Below are 13,463 nucleotides of genomic sequence, written 5' to 3'. Positions count from 1 at the left end.
ATCACACCCGTACCACGACATTCTCACAACTCTCTCGGAGCTTCTCGGCGAGTTCTTCGGGGTCGATCCCGACCTCCTTGTCCCCGACGTATCGCTGAACGACCACCACGTCGGGGGACGCCTTCCGGACTGCCTCCACGACCCTCGGCACGTCGTCAAGCCACGGATGCACCGTGATCCGCAGTTCCAGGTCACATCGCCGGCGTGCTATCCGGGCCGCTTTCAGGAAGTCCGAAGCCGTCATGCCGCCGCCAGTCGCTTCCATGTACTCGTCATCGCGTAGAGGCGCTTTCAGGTCCAGCGCTACCCTGTCGAAGCTCGAGATGACCTTCCCGAGGCGATCCGGGGGGAACCCGGAGGTATCCAAGACGACCTTGAGACCCAAGCCCCGAGCACCACGTGCCAGCGCTTTCAGCTCCTCGCACGGCTGCAGGAGTGGTTCTCCTCCGCTCACTATCAGTGCGTCCAGGTAAACGGCGTACTTCTCCACGTCCCGTAAGATGGTCTCGACATCGGCCTTCTTTCCCCCGTTCGGATCGCGGGTCTCCGGGTTGTGGCACCATGGACATCGTAGCGGACATCCTTGAGTCCAAAGGACCGCACACACTTCACCGGGTAAGCCATCGGAGCAGCTCACGGGTCTCAGGCCTGCTATTCGCAGTCTTAACCCCCCTCCGCGCGCTCAGAAGAAGTCCTCGAGCTTTCGCTGCTTCACTTCACTCTCAACGCGCTTGTACGTCTCCCACGACCGTCTGAAGTACTTCAGCAACTCACCACCCCGACGTAGTTCCCGACGAAGGCGATCTACGGTACGGGGGTCCGAAGGGTACCCCGACCCGACCTCTCCGTATTCCAGCTCCAGGAGCCTTACTATCCAGTCACGGTACGTCTTGGCTACGATCGAGGCCGCTGAAACTACTTCGTACTTCGCGTCCGCCCTCTCTTCAGCGATTAGGTTGATTCCTTCGGGCAAGTCGAGCTCCCTTCGCAGTCGCTCGGGTGAGTAGTTTCCCGGTTTGTCCAGGATTACCTCGTCGGGCATAGCACGGCGTACTAGCTCCCTGATAGCTTCGAACTCCGCCTTCGCCACGCCCTCTTCGTCTATCTCCCACGGCCACACTATCCTCAGGTCCACCCTTAATCGCTCGTCCGACATCAACGCGCGGATCAGTCTACGACGCGCACTCCGTGTGAGTTCCTTCGAATCTCTCGCGCCTAGGCCGAGCTCCCGCTTCGGAGCCAGTACACCGGCCACGACCATAGGGCCGAACACGGGTCCACGTCCGGCTTCATCGATACCCATTACACCGCTCATCTTTTGAACCCCTAAGCTTCGCTCCAGCGGGGGTGGAAGAGGGTTGGAGGAAGCGTTCGACGTGCTCGCTAAGTACGCCCGGAAGGAGGAACTGGAGGAGCTACCGGACGACGTGGCGGCCGTTATCAAGCAGATGCAAGGGATCGTGCACACCGGAGGTCGGTACGAGGTCGTCACCGAGGAGGGCGAGGACGGTACGGTGGAGGTCGTGGTGTACACCCTCCGAAGGTCTCGCAGGCTCGGCACGTCGAAGTACCCCGGGTGGGAACGGACGAAAAAACTCGCGGAGTTGAAGCTAGACGAGGAGGCTCAGGAACGCGTCCAAGAACTCTACGAGCGGGTATCCCAGCGGCTCGCTTAGCGCCACGCGGGAAACGTTATTTGCCCGATAACGATGCCGTGAGAGCGAGATGGACGGCGGCTACCAGTAACGGCCCTTGAGACTCTCCCCATAACCGGCCGCTCCTTCGACAGCGTCATCCCGTCCATGAGGAGCGCACTGAATCCACAGTAGCGAGAACCTTACGGAGAACGCCATTGCAGTGACGACGTCACTTGCGACCTCCACAGCCAGAACACGTAGGGATTGCGGGTTCAACGGGTTCACGACCACGGCCCGCTTGAGCGTCCTGAGACTCCTAATCATCGGAACTCCTCCGCGATATCTTTCGGCGTCTTCGATTCATTACAGCACCTTCAGCGCCTCCACATAAGCCAGTGCGATCACGGGACGTCGGTTAGTGCACAGCATCAGGCCGGCCCAGAGACGGTCGCGTACCGCTCGGACATTATGGGTGCCTGAAGTGGTTCCGGTGATCCGCGCAGTCCCCAACGTGAGGTCGGGCCAAATCACCCGTACATTTCCCTTAGTTCCTCCACAATATCCACCAGCCGCTCGACGACGGTCTTGAAGATTCTCTTCCCCTTGTCCGCCGTGGCGGGACGTGGGTCTCCCTTCGTTCCGGTTTCCGAGATCTCGTGATAGTCCGGGAACTCCCAAGGCTTCGTCGGTCTCCCGTCGACTTTACGCTCCTCTCCTACCAGCTCCGGGTGCAAGTACAGCATCACCGAGGTCTCCAGCTCGTCCGCATGACCTCCCCAGTCGGTCTCGAGCTCGTCGATCGGGGCTAACTTCCACCAACTGATCCAATGAAACCGTTCTTCCTCCTCGGCGACGGTGCCTAACGCGGCTTCGTTTCCTCCGTGTCCGTTGACGGCTAAGGTGGCCGCGGCCCCGTGATGTAGGAACGACCTGTGTACGTCCGTGAGCAGTGCGACCATGGTCTTCGTTCTCAACGACACCGTACCCGGGAACCCCATGTGGTGGCGCGATACACCGTAGGGTATCGCCGGGTACCAGGGTGCTCCGGTCCGCTTCGACACCTCCCGGCAGAGCGCCTCCGCGATGAGGTGATCGGTGCCCAAGGGTAAGTGTAGACCGTGTTGCTCGGTGCTCCCGACAGGTAACAGGACCACCTCACCCTCCAGGTCGACCTCGGGGTGCCGTAGCTTACGGGTTTCCACGGCTCTCCTCCCCCAGCATGGCCACCAGAAGCTCCTCCGCCTCGCTTATGTCGAGCGGTGGATTCTCGATTCCTAGCCTTCGGAGTAGTTCCACGTGCTCCGGGGGTTTCAGCCCGGATTCTCTTATCAGGTCGACGTCCGTGAGGATGTCTTCCGGAGACCCTTCGGCCACGGTCTTCCCCTCTCGGATCACCACGACGCGCTCCGCCAACGCCGCCGCGATGTCCACGTCGAACGTCGTCAGTATCATCGTGAACCCCAGCTCTTCCTTGAGCTCCCTGATGAGTCGCACGAACAGTCTGGTGGCGCGGAAGTCGAGTCCTGAGGTGGGCTCGTCGAGAATCAGGAGGTCGGGCTCCGGAGCTACGGCCCCCGCCAAGGCTACCAACCTCTTCTGTCCGCCGCTGAGGAACTGCGGCGGCCGATCCTCCAGATCTTCAATGCCTAACCGTTCCAGGATCTCACGGGCTCGCTCGAACGCCTCTTCTCGCGGCATGCCGCGGTTTACTAGCCCGAAGGCCACATCCTCCAATACGGTCGGCATGATGAGCTGGTCGTCGACGTCCTGGAAGACCACGCCTATACGCTTCCGAACTTCCCGTACTCCGTCCGGCAAGTCGTGACCTAGGACCCGGATGTGTCCCTTGGTGGGGGTCAACAGACCGAGAATGTGGTGCAGTAAAGTGGTCTTCCCAGAACCGTTCGGTCCGAGTACAACCACGGACTCACCTTCTTTCACTCGTAGACTCAACCCGCACACAGCACAAGTGCCGTCGGGATACTCGTGAGTCAAGCATTTGATCTTAACGGCATACCCGATTTCAGACCACCCCCGATAACGCCACGGAGCAAAACACCATGGTCAACCATCCGAAGTCTATCCGCGTGAACTCGAATCTTTTCAACGGTCGCACCCTACCCGTCGCCCCGCGTACCTCCACGCTTACCTGCACGAGTTCCGCGCTCCGGTGGCTTCGAATCAAGAGAGTCGCGATAACGGATCCCAGAACGTTGATCGACCTGAGCCTCCATCCCCGGATCCGGATCGCGTTCAACGTTCCCTCCAACTCTTCGAACGCCCGGTACACCGAGCGATGGAAGATGAGACCGGTCTCCGCCAGCGTGGGTGGGAACACCACGACGAGGGCCGACCACAGCGCGTTGAAGGGCGTCGTCAGCGTCGTCACGAGCACGGCTAAGAGATCGGTCGCGCCCCGAACGGCGTACAGCAACACCTCGCGGCCCGGGACGCCCGAGGGCAACATCAGGAGCAGGACCGCGCCCAAGAACGCCATCGGCGGTATCGACAACCGCGCTAGGATCCGGACGGGAACGCGGGCTAAGATGCACCCGATTAGGTACGGTATCGACAGGATGGCGATGCTCTCGGGATCGTACAGTAACATCGAGGCGAAGATCGTGGTCATCAGCCCGACTAACTTCGACCATGGGTGTATACGGTGGAGCACGGTCTCAGCCGTCAGCGACCACTCCAGTGCTTCGGTGAACCTCACAGATCTCTCACCCAGTCCGGTTTCATTTGGGCGAGAGCCTTAACCATCGATGCCGTAATTACGGCTTCGATGATCGCCGTGACTATCCAAACCGTGGTCAGTGTGAGAAGGAACGGAAGTACCGGTTTGTTGATAACCCAAGCCATGACGAACGATGGAATCACCGACGATGTGGCTAGGACGGAGAACGTGGCGATCCCCGCGGCTGCACCGTAATCCAGCCTCTCCCTGAGAAGCCTGTAGAGTGCCCACACGCCGGCAGCTTCTCCCCAGTTGATCAGGGTGTTCAATCCGACGATGGTTATTCCTCCGTGTCCCATTAGGGCACACGCCAAGTTGACGATGAAAACAGCCACGGCGGAACTCCAAGGCCCCAGTAGAATTCCGATCGGTCCCGTTAAGTTCACGTGAGCATGGCCTATCGGCACCTGCATGAACACGAACGAGAGACCCGCCAACAATCCGACCAGAATGGTTTTACGACCCTCGGACCGGATTCTCAGCGCCCCTAAACCTACCGGTATGGCCGCCATAGCGTAAAATACGGCACACCACCATAACGGTATCAGTCCATCAGGTAGGTGAATATGGGCTATTCCGGGACCCCCCGGTCGAAGCTGTTGGGTAGCATTCGATCCTTCAATCCCAATCCGGTATTAAATCACGCGCGGGCCACCGCCGGGGGAGCGCGGGATGGGTAAGGCGACGATTGCGACGGCTCAACTGTCCTCCTGTGTCGGGTGTCACGTGTCACTGCTCGATCTCCACGAGAAGTTACTCGATCTCCTGGAGGACGCCATCGAGATCGAGTACTGCTACGTACTAGTCGACCAGAAGGAGATCCCAGAGCACGTGAACGTAGCGGTGATCGAGGGAAGCATCCGAAACGAGGAGGATCTCGAGGTCGCGGAAGAACTCCGTGAGGCCGCCGACATCGTCGTCGCCGTGGGGACATGCGCCTGCTACGGTGGAGTCCACGGGCTGGCCAACCTGTACCAACTGGACGACATCCTCGAGTGGGTCTTCAAGGAGACCCCGACCACCGACGACGAAGGCGAGACTCCGGAAGAGGTCGTTCCGGAGCTCTTCGGCTACGTGCGGCCGCTGCCCGAGGTAATCGACGTCGACTACATGCTGCCGGGCTGCCCTCCCAAGCCGGAGAGCATCGCTGAGGTCATCACCGCCATCCTCGAGGACCGGGAGCCCGAACTCCCGACGACGAACCTGTGCGAGGAATGTCCCCGCGAGAAGGAGGACATCCCGATCGAGGAGATCAAGTTCCGCACCGGTCAGGGCCGACCCGACCCGGACAAGTGCCTGCTCGAACAGGGCTACCCGTGCATGGGACCGGCCACGGTCGCCGGATGTGGAGCGGCCTGTCCGTCCCGAGGACTATCGTGCCGTGGGTGTAACGGACCGACGAAGCAGGCACTGGATCAGGGTGCGGCGTTCCTCGATGCGATCGCCTCGGTGTCCTTCGAGACCGACGTCGACGTCGAGGAGATCCTGGAGGGACTCGTCGACCTACCTGGGAAGCTCTACATGTTCTCCATGGCCGCGTCTCTACTGAAGGGTCATCGTGACGTGATCTTCGGCTCGAAGGGGGAGTAACGGGTGGCCGAGATCAAGATTCACCCCCTGACCAGGGTAGAGGGACACGGTGAAGTCATCATCGAGGTCGAGGACGGTGAGGTGACCGACGTCAAGTTCGCAGTCCTCGCAGTCCGAGGGTTCGAAAAGTTCGTCCAAGGCCGCCCCGCGGAGGACGTTCCCTACATCGTATCCAGGATCTGCGGTATCTGCCAGACTGCCCACCATTTAGCGGCCTGCAAGGCCGTGGACGCGTGCTTCGACGCCGAGCCGCCCGAAGGCGGGCACAAGATCCGGTGGCTGATGCACATCGGGAACATGATCCACAGCCACGCGCTTCACTTCTACTTCCTGGCGGCGCCCGACTACGTGGTTGGACCGGATGCGGACCCGCTCCAGCGTAACGTGGTGAAGATAGTCAAGGACGACCCGGAAGTCGGAAAGATCGCGATCGAACTGCGTCGCTACGGTCAGGACATCGTAGAGGCTACCGGAGGTAAGGCCATACACCCCGTGACGGGGATCCCGGGCGGCGTCTCCTCCCCGGTCGACCCGGAGTCACGCGATGACCTGCTCAACCGCGCCGAAGAGATGATCGAGATGGCGTACGAGGGTGCCAAGGTCGGCATCGAGGCGATCAAAGAGACGCTGGAGGAGTACCGGGAGAAGCACGACATCGATCTGCTCGAGACTCTAGGGAACATCGAGACTTACCACATGGGTCTCGTCTCAGACGGTGACAAGCACGAGTTCTACGACGGCGAGGTGAAGGTAGTGGATCCGAACGGGGAGGAGGTCACGCGCTTCGAGCCGCAGGAATACCAGGACGTGATCGCGGAGCGCACCATAGAGTACTCCTACGTCAAACACCCGTACCTGAAGGACGTCGGGTACCCGGACGGTATCTACAGGGTAGGACCGGGTGCACGGCTCAACGTCTGCTCGGAGATGAAGACCGAGCGCGCCCAGGAGCTCTACGAGGAGTACGTCGACGAGTTCGGGGAGTGCGTGAACTACTCGCTCACCATCAACTGGGCCCGGCTCGTGGAACTCGTGGCCGCGTGTGAGGAGGCCAAGATGCTGCTCGAGGACGATGTGATCACCGAGGAGGACGAGTGCAAGGAGGACTACGAGCCCAAGGCGGGCGAAGGAGTCGGCATCGTCGAGGCGCCGCGTGGTACGCTCATCCACCACTACGTGACCGACGACGAGGGTCGCGTGAAGGAGGCCAACCTGATAGTCGCTACCACTCACAACGTCCCCGCGATCGAGCTCGCCCTGAAGGAGACCGCGAAAAAGTTAGAGGACGAAATCGTGGAACTAGCTTAGGGGGAGCCGCTCGATGGCCGAGAAGCGGGATGTATTGAACTACCTGGAAATGGTGATCAGGAGCTACGACATCTGACTGTCGTGCGCCGCCCACGTGTTGGACCGCGTGAAGTTCCGGATAGAGCGGAAGGATGAGGATTGAACGCCCCGGCCGGATGATGGCCCGGGGGAACCCTAACGGGACCCCGGGCCGGACGGTCCGGGTCTTCCTGTCCACCATGCCACCGCGTACACAACGCTCGCGAATGCCGTTTCCCACGGGCCATCGTACACACCGACGCTGATCATGACGTAGTCAACGCACGCTGACCCGAGAACCCCTGGGACGATAATCGCCAGGATGAACCAGGAGGGAAGTGCGTACCTAAAAGCCGCCCAGACGAGTACGGCGAAAGCTACCACCGCCAGCGCATTCAGTATGCAGATCTTCAGCAGCGCGTCCAAAGAGCCGTCCCCTTATTGTTATGGTTCTCAAAACGATTCGGAGTGGTAGGGCCGCCCGGATTTGAACCGGGGTCGCGGGGTCCAAAGCCCCGCAGGATAGACCGCTACCCCACGGCCCTGCTCCCATCAGCCCAACCTCTATGCATCCTATATAACAATTACGGTCGCCAAGCCGGGTAGTGTGCCCGATGTGCGCTCAATGGTCTCCATCCTTCGGGGGCCGAAATCAATAATTATCGCTGAATTGCCTACATGTGTTTATCGAAGGATAAGACGTTAGGGGGTGAACTTAATTGCTCGGAGTGAGAAGAAGAAAGTCCAGACACGAAGGGGAGATCCCCAGAGACTACAGGATTTCCAGCAGGGACCCGTTCGACTATTACTTCACTCCGCGGCATTATGAGGTAGCCAGGGTTAGAAAGGCTCACTGAACTTCGAGCTCGACCTCGGCCCCCGAGAGCGCCAGTGCCGCGCCAGTAACGTAGTTCAGTAGGGTGAACTTCCCGATCCTCACCCTTACGCCCTCCAGCTCCCTGACATCTTCGAGCAACCCAACCTCCACACACTCTGGCAACAGCCTCGCGAGGACGGACACTACACGGCCCGCCCAACGGTCGCGGCTCACTTCCGGGCCCGGCTCCCCTATGTACACGGCATCCTCCCTATGATCGTCCGTCATGATATCCAGTGTCAACGCCTGAGCTCCCGCGGGTATCGCCCCGGGCTTATATAAATACTTTTCAGGCTCGAACTCATGCTTGACTCCCTCGATAACGTCGAAAGCGCAGAATACCACCTTGGGTACTTCCTCGAGCTCGACCTTATGCATGCGTCGGAGCTCCCTTTCGAAGAAGTTCTCGGCGTCGTCAACGGTTTCCAGAACCTCCCCGTACCAGCTCTTCACTATGGGTAGAGGAGGTCGGTCTACCTCTACGGTACCGTGCTCCCTAGCTAGTCGAATCTTGACCTTGACCAGTGACCGGAGCTTTCTGAGTCCGGCCTTCAGCGTCTTACGATCGATGTCGAACTCCGTCTGAATCTCCCTCTTCCCCCCGCACTTTATCTAGGATCTCGCGCACGGTCGGTTCCCCGGTCGCCTCCTTCAGGAGGTGGAACAGTTTTCGTAGTCTCCGGAAAGACTGCGGGTGTAACGAGTGCTCTATAGCGCATGCGTCACGTTCCGCTATCTTCGGATCTACACCCAAGAACCGGAGGAATGACGCTATCTCCCGGTGCCTGTCCCACACCTCCTTACCGATCTCTCGACCTTTCTCCGTGAGTTTCACCAGACCTCGTTCGTACTCTACTAAGCCGCGATCTGCTAACTTTCTGATCATCTCCAACGCCGTCGGTTTGGACACTTCCAGGTACTCGCTGAGTTCCGATATCCTCACATGTCGGCCGGAGCCGCGTCTCGAAAGTAGGTATAGGGCTTCCAGGTAGTCTTCCATGCGTTCTGAAATCTCTTCAGAGGTTCTCCGAACCATTCGCGGTTCCCCTAAGTCAGGTGTGGCCGCTTACTCTCATCGGATTACCCTCGATCCCGGTCCCGTGATCATCATCCTTACCCTTCCGGGACGAGAGCACGTACGAACTTGGGCTCGGAAGGTCCCGGCGGGATCCATACGGCTATACCTTCTGCGGCCGCCACTTCCCTGACGGCGTCGTGATAAGCTGACACACGATCTATGATGCCGGAGTCGGATGTCACGGGCACTCCTTGGGCCCTCACCAGCTTTTCGTCCACACCTTTGACGGCCGAGGCCCGTACCGGGACGTTCAACGAGTCTTTTAGGTACCGCTCGACTCGCGCGGCCAGCTCACCACTACCGCTCACAGGAGCGTCGAACAGTATCCTCACTGAGCGCGGTTCAACGCGACGCAGGTACGTCTCCAACATTTCGAGGGCGGTCTGCACCTCTTCCTCCTCCAACTTGGGAGACATCCGTAAGTCACGCACCACGTCGTCGTCGCAGAGTACGGCTTCCCCGGCGTCCAGGGACGCCAGCCCGACAAGCACGTTGTACCCGTCGATTACCAAGTCCTGCCCTCTGAGAAGCGGCGTCGGGACCCTTTTGCCGGCTCTGAGTAATGATTCCAGTCTCGACCACACGATACGGTATAGCGCTTTCTTCTCCCTATTTGTGAGTCCCCAGGTGCGCTGTACGGTGTTCAACGCCCGATCTTTAGGTATCCCGGCGTTCACCATCCTTCGCGTCACCAAAAGGTATTTCTCGATAGAATCCAGAAGGTCCCTGGCCACCATCCCGAATGCCACCCCGTCGATGACGATGCTACCCCACGCCGACCCCGATGAGGAGGAACCGGGGTGTGGGCGGAGACTCCAATGGCCTTAGCCAAACGCATCATACCCTGCCTCGACGTCAAGGACGGACGTGTCGTGAAAGGCGTACGGTTCCGCGGACTGCGCGACGCTGGCGATCCCGCTGAGTTGGCCCATCACTACTACCGTCACGGTGCCGACGAGATCGTGTTCCTGGATATCTCGGCCTCTCCTGAAGGTCGCCGGTTAATGGTGGACGTGGTGCGTCGCACCGCGGAGAAGGTGTTCATTCCCATGACCGTAGGTGGCGGGATATCCGACGTCGAGGACTTCCGAAGGGCGCTGACCGCCGGAGCCGATAAAGTTTCCGTGAACACCGCGGCGGTGGAGAACCCGGAGTTAATCTCCGAGGCCGCCGATATTTTCGGGTCGCAGTGCGTGGTAGTGGCGATCGACGCAAAGCGGGAGCCTCTGAAGCCGGAGCATGAACACGTGGCGGATCATATCTTCTCGAACGACGATGGAGAATACTGGTTCCGGGTCTACGTCCGTGGAGGTCGTGAGCCCGTAGATCTCGACGCCATAACCTGGGCTAAGAGGGTGGAGGAGCTGGGCGCGGGCGAGATACTCTTGACGAGCATCGACGCCGACGGTACTCAAGAAGGTTACGACATCGAACTGACCCGAGAGGTGTGTAACGCAGTGAGCATTCCCGTGATAGCCTCCGGGGGTTGCGGTCACCCGAAGCATATGGTGGAGGTTTTCAAGGAGGCCGACGCCGACGCAGCTCTCGCGGCTTCGATCTTCCACTATGGGAAATTCACGATCGAAGAGGTGAAGGAGCACCTGGCCGAAAGGGGTGTTCGGGTCAGACAGTGCTGAGAGTCCTGCTCATATATCCCCGATCGCTCCGGTACTTCGTGATCCGAGCGTATCGTGAGCTCCCGTCGACGGTTAAGCCAGATTCTCCGGTGCTCCTGGCTAGTTGTGACGCCGTCCGGGCCACGTACACGCGCCTCGAAGGTAACGTTGTGACCGTGGAGATCGGGGCCGCTCGGAACTTCCAAGAAGTCAAGGCTTCCCTGGCCCACGAGCTCGCCCACGTGCTGCAGTTCGAGCACGGTGTAATGCCGATCGGTGGGTTACCGCCACTTCGGGCTCTGGCCCTTCCTCTCGAGGTCGGTGCGGAGGAGCTAGTGTTGCAGGAGCTTCCGGACGTGGCCGTTCGCCGCCTCGAGATGGGTCTCCGGCGCGTGACCGGGTGCCGAACCGACGACCCGCTCTCGGAACTCGAAAGGTCCCTGGTTCTGGAACCGCTGAGATTGGCCGCGGAACGTCTGGACGTTCCGCTCTACGTGCCCGAGGTGGAACCCGAACACCCCGAGGTGGCTAAGGTCAAGAAGCGGCTCCTCCGCCGCGTCCGAAGGATCGATCCCTGGAGCCCCCTGGAGGTGCAGCGTTACCTCGAGGACGCCTGGGCCGAGGTTACGGTCCTTGCAACTCTCTCGCGAGGCGCCTGAGACGTTCGACCCTCTTCTCGACCGGCGGATGAGTGCTGAACAGTCGGAGTAGGCCTCCGCGGAACGGGTTCTCGATCCACAGGTGCGCCGTTGAGACTTCGGACAACGACCTAGCGGGCGCGGGGTTGGACTTGACTATCGCCTCGATCTTCTCCAAGGCCTCGGCCAGCGCCATGGGGTTCCCCGAGAGCTTAGCTCCCTCCTCGTCGGCCAAGTACTCCCGCGACCGGCTTATGGCGGCCACGAGCAGCGTCGAGATCAGCGAGGCCAACATGCCCGCCAGCACCAGGAAAGCTATGTCCTCCCAGTCCTCGGTGTACATGGCGTTCAGCCACGGGTCGAACGCGTACGCGATGGCGGTGCTCACGGCCGCAGCTACGGTCATGACGAGCGTGTCGCGGTTCTTCACGTGAGCGAGCTCGTGACCCAGTACTCCGTATATCTCGTCGTCGTCCAGGTGCCTCAGGAGCCCCTCTGTAACTCCCACCGTGGGCTTCGACCGGCGTCCGGTGGCGAAGGCGTTGGGGTACCCGCCGACACCGGTCTCTTCCGGAACTACCACCAGCTCGGGTTCCGGAAGCCCAGCCTTGGACGCTAGCTTCGACACCATCTCCTGCACTCTGCGTAACTTGTCCGCGTACTCCGGCTTGTACCGGAGGAACTCCTCGGCGTCTACGGCTCCCATCTGGATGCGCACTATACGGGAGGAGAATAGGTACATCATCGCGGCAGTGATGACTCCTACGACCAGCCCCGCGATCGCACTCCCCGTCAGGGCGGCCAGCGCCAGGGACAGTATTCCGACCAACAGACCTAAGATACCGACGGTACGGAGCCACAAGAAGAACCCGCGGTTACCCAATCTGCCAACCATCAGGAGCGCGGCCGAACCCAGAAGCACGGCACCGGCGGCTTCCAGCAAGCTTTCCCTCACTCCCTTTCGTAGATCACTTTTCCGGCCAGGACACCGGCCTTCGTTACGTACACGATGTCGTACTCCTTGTACGTTTTGCGCAACTCTGCTAACCGTCTTGGGTTCAGTTTGACACCGAGAGACCGTATCGTAGGCGGACCGTCGCCCTCTTCTCCGACTTCCACTACCCTGATCACGTGATCGACTGTTAAGTCCGGTGGATCTTCCGACGCCAACACTGTCTCCTCACCGGCGACGACTGTCGGATGAACGTTGAGCTCCTCGGCGAGCTTCCACGAAAGGTTCGCTTTACGGACGGCGGGATCCTGCTCGATAACGTAGCGCACCTCTTCGGGTTCCAACGCTTCCGTGGGCTTCCGTGGAAGGCCTTCGAGAACAGCTGATGTCTCCGCGATCACGGCTGCGACTTTTTCGGTCAGGTTGGTCCAGCAGACTGAACGGACCTCACCCGTCGCACTGAAGACTACGGTTCCCGGTCTCGGTTTCACGGCTGGTGGCACTTCGATCATGTGTGGGACTTCTGAGAACATGTCTCGTAGTTCCGTCGCGGGGGGCTCGGTACGCTTCGGGTCCTTGGCGCCGGATCTGCCCGGATCCGCGTGGACGACGTCCGCATCAAGCTCGGCTTCCATGACGTCTAGCTCGATAACTTCAACGGCGTGCCCCGCGTGGAGCCGAGCGTTGATCTTCAGCGCCTCGATCCGAGGTACCTCACGGTCCACGGCTTTCACGTCGTAGTGCTCCGCTAAGGCCAACGTGTCTCCGCCGGGTCCCGCGCACAGGTCCAGCGCTTCGGATCCTCCGGCTCGCTCCGCTAAGAAGTCGGCTTTAGCCTTGGCCACGATCTCTCGCGTGAACTCGCGGGCCGCGCGGATATCAGGGCACACGAACGGTTTCCACTCCTGCACCTTCCTCGCGACCCTGCCGTGTATCTCCACTAACGCTAAAGAGATGGGGTCGGAGCGAACCTCGAGCCTCTTGAGGAATTCCCGCGGGTTATCGCATCCGG

The 13,463-nt window shown here is 60.3% G+C and carries 20 protein-coding genes and 1 tRNA gene; 6 read left to right on the top strand and 15 right to left on the bottom strand.

Annotated elements, in window-relative coordinates:
* Window position 1: 1 nt before the first annotated feature.
* Together MK_RS00990 and rnhB are read right to left on the bottom strand one after the other, a co-directional pair.
* On the bottom strand, window positions 2–637 hold the full coding sequence (locus MK_RS00990; protein ID WP_158295863.1) for a radical SAM protein: 636 nt from the start codon (window positions 635–637) through the stop codon (window positions 2–4).
* A gap of 45 nt (window positions 638–682) precedes the next feature.
* The gene (gene rnhB, locus MK_RS00985) at window positions 683–1,315 is read right to left on the bottom strand and encodes a ribonuclease HII (protein WP_011018558.1); all 633 of its coding nucleotides are present in this window, start codon (window positions 1,313–1,315) and stop codon (window positions 683–685) included.
* 43 nt (window positions 1,316–1,358) lie between these two features.
* On the opposite strand from rnhB, the gene MK_RS00980 reads away from it, so the two are divergent.
* Window positions 1,359–1,676 carry a hypothetical protein gene (locus MK_RS00980; protein ID WP_148679407.1) on the top strand — a complete coding sequence of 106 codons (318 nt, stop codon included), beginning with the start codon at window positions 1,359–1,361 and terminating at the stop codon, window positions 1,674–1,676.
* A gap of 60 nt (window positions 1,677–1,736) precedes the next feature.
* On the opposite strand, the gene MK_RS00975 is transcribed toward MK_RS00980, so the two are convergent.
* The 6 genes from MK_RS00975 to MK_RS00955 all read right to left on the bottom strand — a co-directional run bounded on the left by MK_RS00975 (window position 1,737) and on the right by MK_RS00955 (window position 4,940).
* Complete coding sequence (locus MK_RS00975) at window positions 1,737–1,961, bottom strand: hypothetical protein (protein ID WP_011018557.1); 225 nt, start codon at window positions 1,959–1,961, stop codon at window positions 1,737–1,739.
* Between the two features lie 39 nt (window positions 1,962–2,000).
* Entirely contained in the window at window positions 2,001–2,168 is a 168-nt protein-coding gene (locus tag MK_RS09025) for a hypothetical protein (RefSeq protein ID WP_011018556.1), read from the bottom strand.
* Window positions 2,165–2,839, bottom strand: coding sequence for a creatininase family protein (locus MK_RS00970; RefSeq protein ID WP_011018555.1), 675 nt, complete (start codon window positions 2,837–2,839; stop codon window positions 2,165–2,167). Before MK_RS00970 ends, MK_RS09025 begins: the two co-directional genes overlap by 4 nt.
* Window positions 2,826–3,599 (bottom strand): energy-coupling factor ABC transporter ATP-binding protein, encoded by a 774-nt coding sequence (locus tag MK_RS00965; protein WP_335316658.1) that lies wholly within the window; start codon window positions 3,597–3,599, stop codon window positions 2,826–2,828. Before MK_RS00965 ends, MK_RS00970 begins: the two co-directional genes overlap by 14 nt.
* Before the next feature lie 61 nt (window positions 3,600–3,660).
* Entirely contained in the window at window positions 3,661–4,353 is a 693-nt protein-coding gene (gene cbiQ, locus MK_RS00960) for a cobalt ECF transporter T component CbiQ (RefSeq protein WP_011018553.1), read from the bottom strand.
* On the bottom strand, window positions 4,350–4,940 hold the full coding sequence (locus MK_RS00955) for an energy-coupling factor ABC transporter permease (RefSeq protein ID WP_264370766.1): 591 nt from the start codon (window positions 4,938–4,940) through the stop codon (window positions 4,350–4,352). The genes cbiQ and MK_RS00955 overlap by 4 nt, the downstream gene beginning before the upstream one ends.
* 106 nt (window positions 4,941–5,046) lie before the next feature.
* On the opposite strand from MK_RS00955, the gene MK_RS00950 reads away from it, so the two are divergent.
* Genes MK_RS00950 through vhuU form a run of 3 tightly spaced genes read left to right on the top strand, consistent with a single transcriptional unit; the run spans window position 5,047 to window position 7,414 of the window.
* Window positions 5,047–5,964 carry a coenzyme F420-reducing hydrogenase gamma subunit gene (locus tag MK_RS00950; RefSeq protein ID WP_011018551.1) on the top strand — a complete coding sequence of 306 codons (918 nt, stop codon included), beginning with the start codon at window positions 5,047–5,049 and terminating at the stop codon, window positions 5,962–5,964.
* Window positions 5,965–5,967: 3 nt separating this feature from the next.
* Window positions 5,968–7,272 carry a Ni/Fe hydrogenase subunit alpha gene (locus MK_RS00945; protein WP_011018550.1) on the top strand — a complete coding sequence of 435 codons (1,305 nt, stop codon included), beginning with the start codon at window positions 5,968–5,970 and terminating at the stop codon, window positions 7,270–7,272.
* Window positions 7,273–7,285: 13 nt separating this feature from the next.
* Window positions 7,286–7,414 (top strand): F420-non-reducing hydrogenase selenoprotein subunit VhuU, encoded by a 129-nt coding sequence (vhuU, locus tag MK_RS09355; protein ID WP_255296114.1) that lies wholly within the window; start codon window positions 7,286–7,288, stop codon window positions 7,412–7,414.
* A gap of 32 nt (window positions 7,415–7,446) precedes the next feature.
* Here the strand turns inward: vhuU and MK_RS00940 are convergent, their stop codons facing one another.
* From MK_RS00940 to MK_RS00920, 5 genes are all read right to left on the bottom strand, one after another.
* A complete protein-coding gene (locus MK_RS00940) occupies window positions 7,447–7,716 on the bottom strand; it encodes a hypothetical protein (RefSeq protein WP_011018549.1) in 270 nt (89 codons plus the stop codon).
* 43 nt (window positions 7,717–7,759) lie between these two features.
* A tRNA-Gln gene (locus MK_RS00935) sits at window positions 7,760–7,835 on the bottom strand.
* Between the two features lie 305 nt (window positions 7,836–8,140).
* Window positions 8,141–8,620 (bottom strand): hypothetical protein, encoded by a 480-nt coding sequence (locus MK_RS00930; RefSeq protein WP_011018548.1) that lies wholly within the window; start codon window positions 8,618–8,620, stop codon window positions 8,141–8,143.
* Window positions 8,621–8,726: 106 nt separating this feature from the next.
* Complete coding sequence (locus MK_RS00925; RefSeq protein WP_011018547.1) at window positions 8,727–9,203, bottom strand: metal-dependent transcriptional regulator; 477 nt, start codon at window positions 9,201–9,203, stop codon at window positions 8,727–8,729.
* Between the two features lie 77 nt (window positions 9,204–9,280).
* Window positions 9,281–9,982, bottom strand: a complete 702-nt coding sequence (locus MK_RS00920; protein WP_148679403.1) for a DUF434 domain-containing protein — start codon at window positions 9,980–9,982, stop codon at window positions 9,281–9,283.
* Between the two features lie 81 nt (window positions 9,983–10,063).
* Between MK_RS00920 and hisF the strand changes: the two genes are divergently transcribed.
* Entirely contained in the window at window positions 10,064–10,882 is an 819-nt protein-coding gene (hisF, locus tag MK_RS00915; RefSeq protein ID WP_011018545.1) for an imidazole glycerol phosphate synthase subunit HisF, read from the top strand.
* A complete protein-coding gene (locus MK_RS00910) occupies window positions 10,876–11,520 on the top strand; it encodes a hypothetical protein (protein WP_011018544.1) in 645 nt (214 codons plus the stop codon). Before hisF ends, MK_RS00910 begins: the two co-directional genes overlap by 7 nt.
* Here the strand turns inward: MK_RS00910 and MK_RS00905 are convergent.
* Window positions 11,486–12,454, bottom strand: a complete 969-nt coding sequence (locus tag MK_RS00905) for a M48 family metalloprotease (protein ID WP_158295861.1) — start codon at window positions 12,452–12,454, stop codon at window positions 11,486–11,488. The genes MK_RS00910 and MK_RS00905 overlap by 35 nt on opposite strands.
* Window positions 12,451–13,362, bottom strand: a complete 912-nt coding sequence (locus MK_RS00900) for a hypothetical protein (RefSeq protein ID WP_148679402.1) — start codon at window positions 13,360–13,362, stop codon at window positions 12,451–12,453. Before MK_RS00900 ends, MK_RS00905 begins: the two co-directional genes overlap by 4 nt.
* Window positions 13,363–13,463: the final 101 nt, after the last annotated feature.

The sequence above is a fragment of the Methanopyrus kandleri AV19 genome (assembly GCF_000007185.1).
Lineage (GTDB): Archaea > JAADCQ01 > Methanopyri > Methanopyrales > Methanopyraceae > Methanopyrus > Methanopyrus kandleri.
The sequence above is the reverse complement of the archived record's forward strand: the minus strand, read 5'-3'. Positions and strand labels throughout refer to the sequence as shown.

What these genes read in the sequence shown, in the direction of transcription:
- rnhB (WP_011018558.1), bottom strand. Translation starts at nt 1,315, where the DNA reads ATGAGCGGTGTAATGGGTATCGATGAAGCCGGACGTGGACCCGTGTTC.
- MK_RS00975 (WP_011018557.1), bottom strand. Translation starts at nt 1,961, where the DNA reads ATGATTAGGAGTCTCAGGACGCTCAAGCGGGCCGTGGTCGTGAACCCG.
- MK_RS00925 (WP_011018547.1), bottom strand. Translation starts at nt 9,203, where the DNA reads ATGGTTCGGAGAACCTCTGAAGAGATTTCAGAACGCATGGAAGACTAC.
- MK_RS00950 (WP_011018551.1), top strand. Translation starts at nt 5,047, where the DNA reads ATGGGTAAGGCGACGATTGCGACGGCTCAACTGTCCTCCTGTGTCGGG.
- MK_RS00920 (WP_148679403.1), bottom strand. Translation starts at nt 9,982, where the DNA reads ATGGTGGCCAGGGACCTTCTGGATTCTATCGAGAAATACCTTTTGGTG.
- hisF (WP_011018545.1), top strand. Translation starts at nt 10,064, where the DNA reads ATGGCCTTAGCCAAACGCATCATACCCTGCCTCGACGTCAAGGACGGA.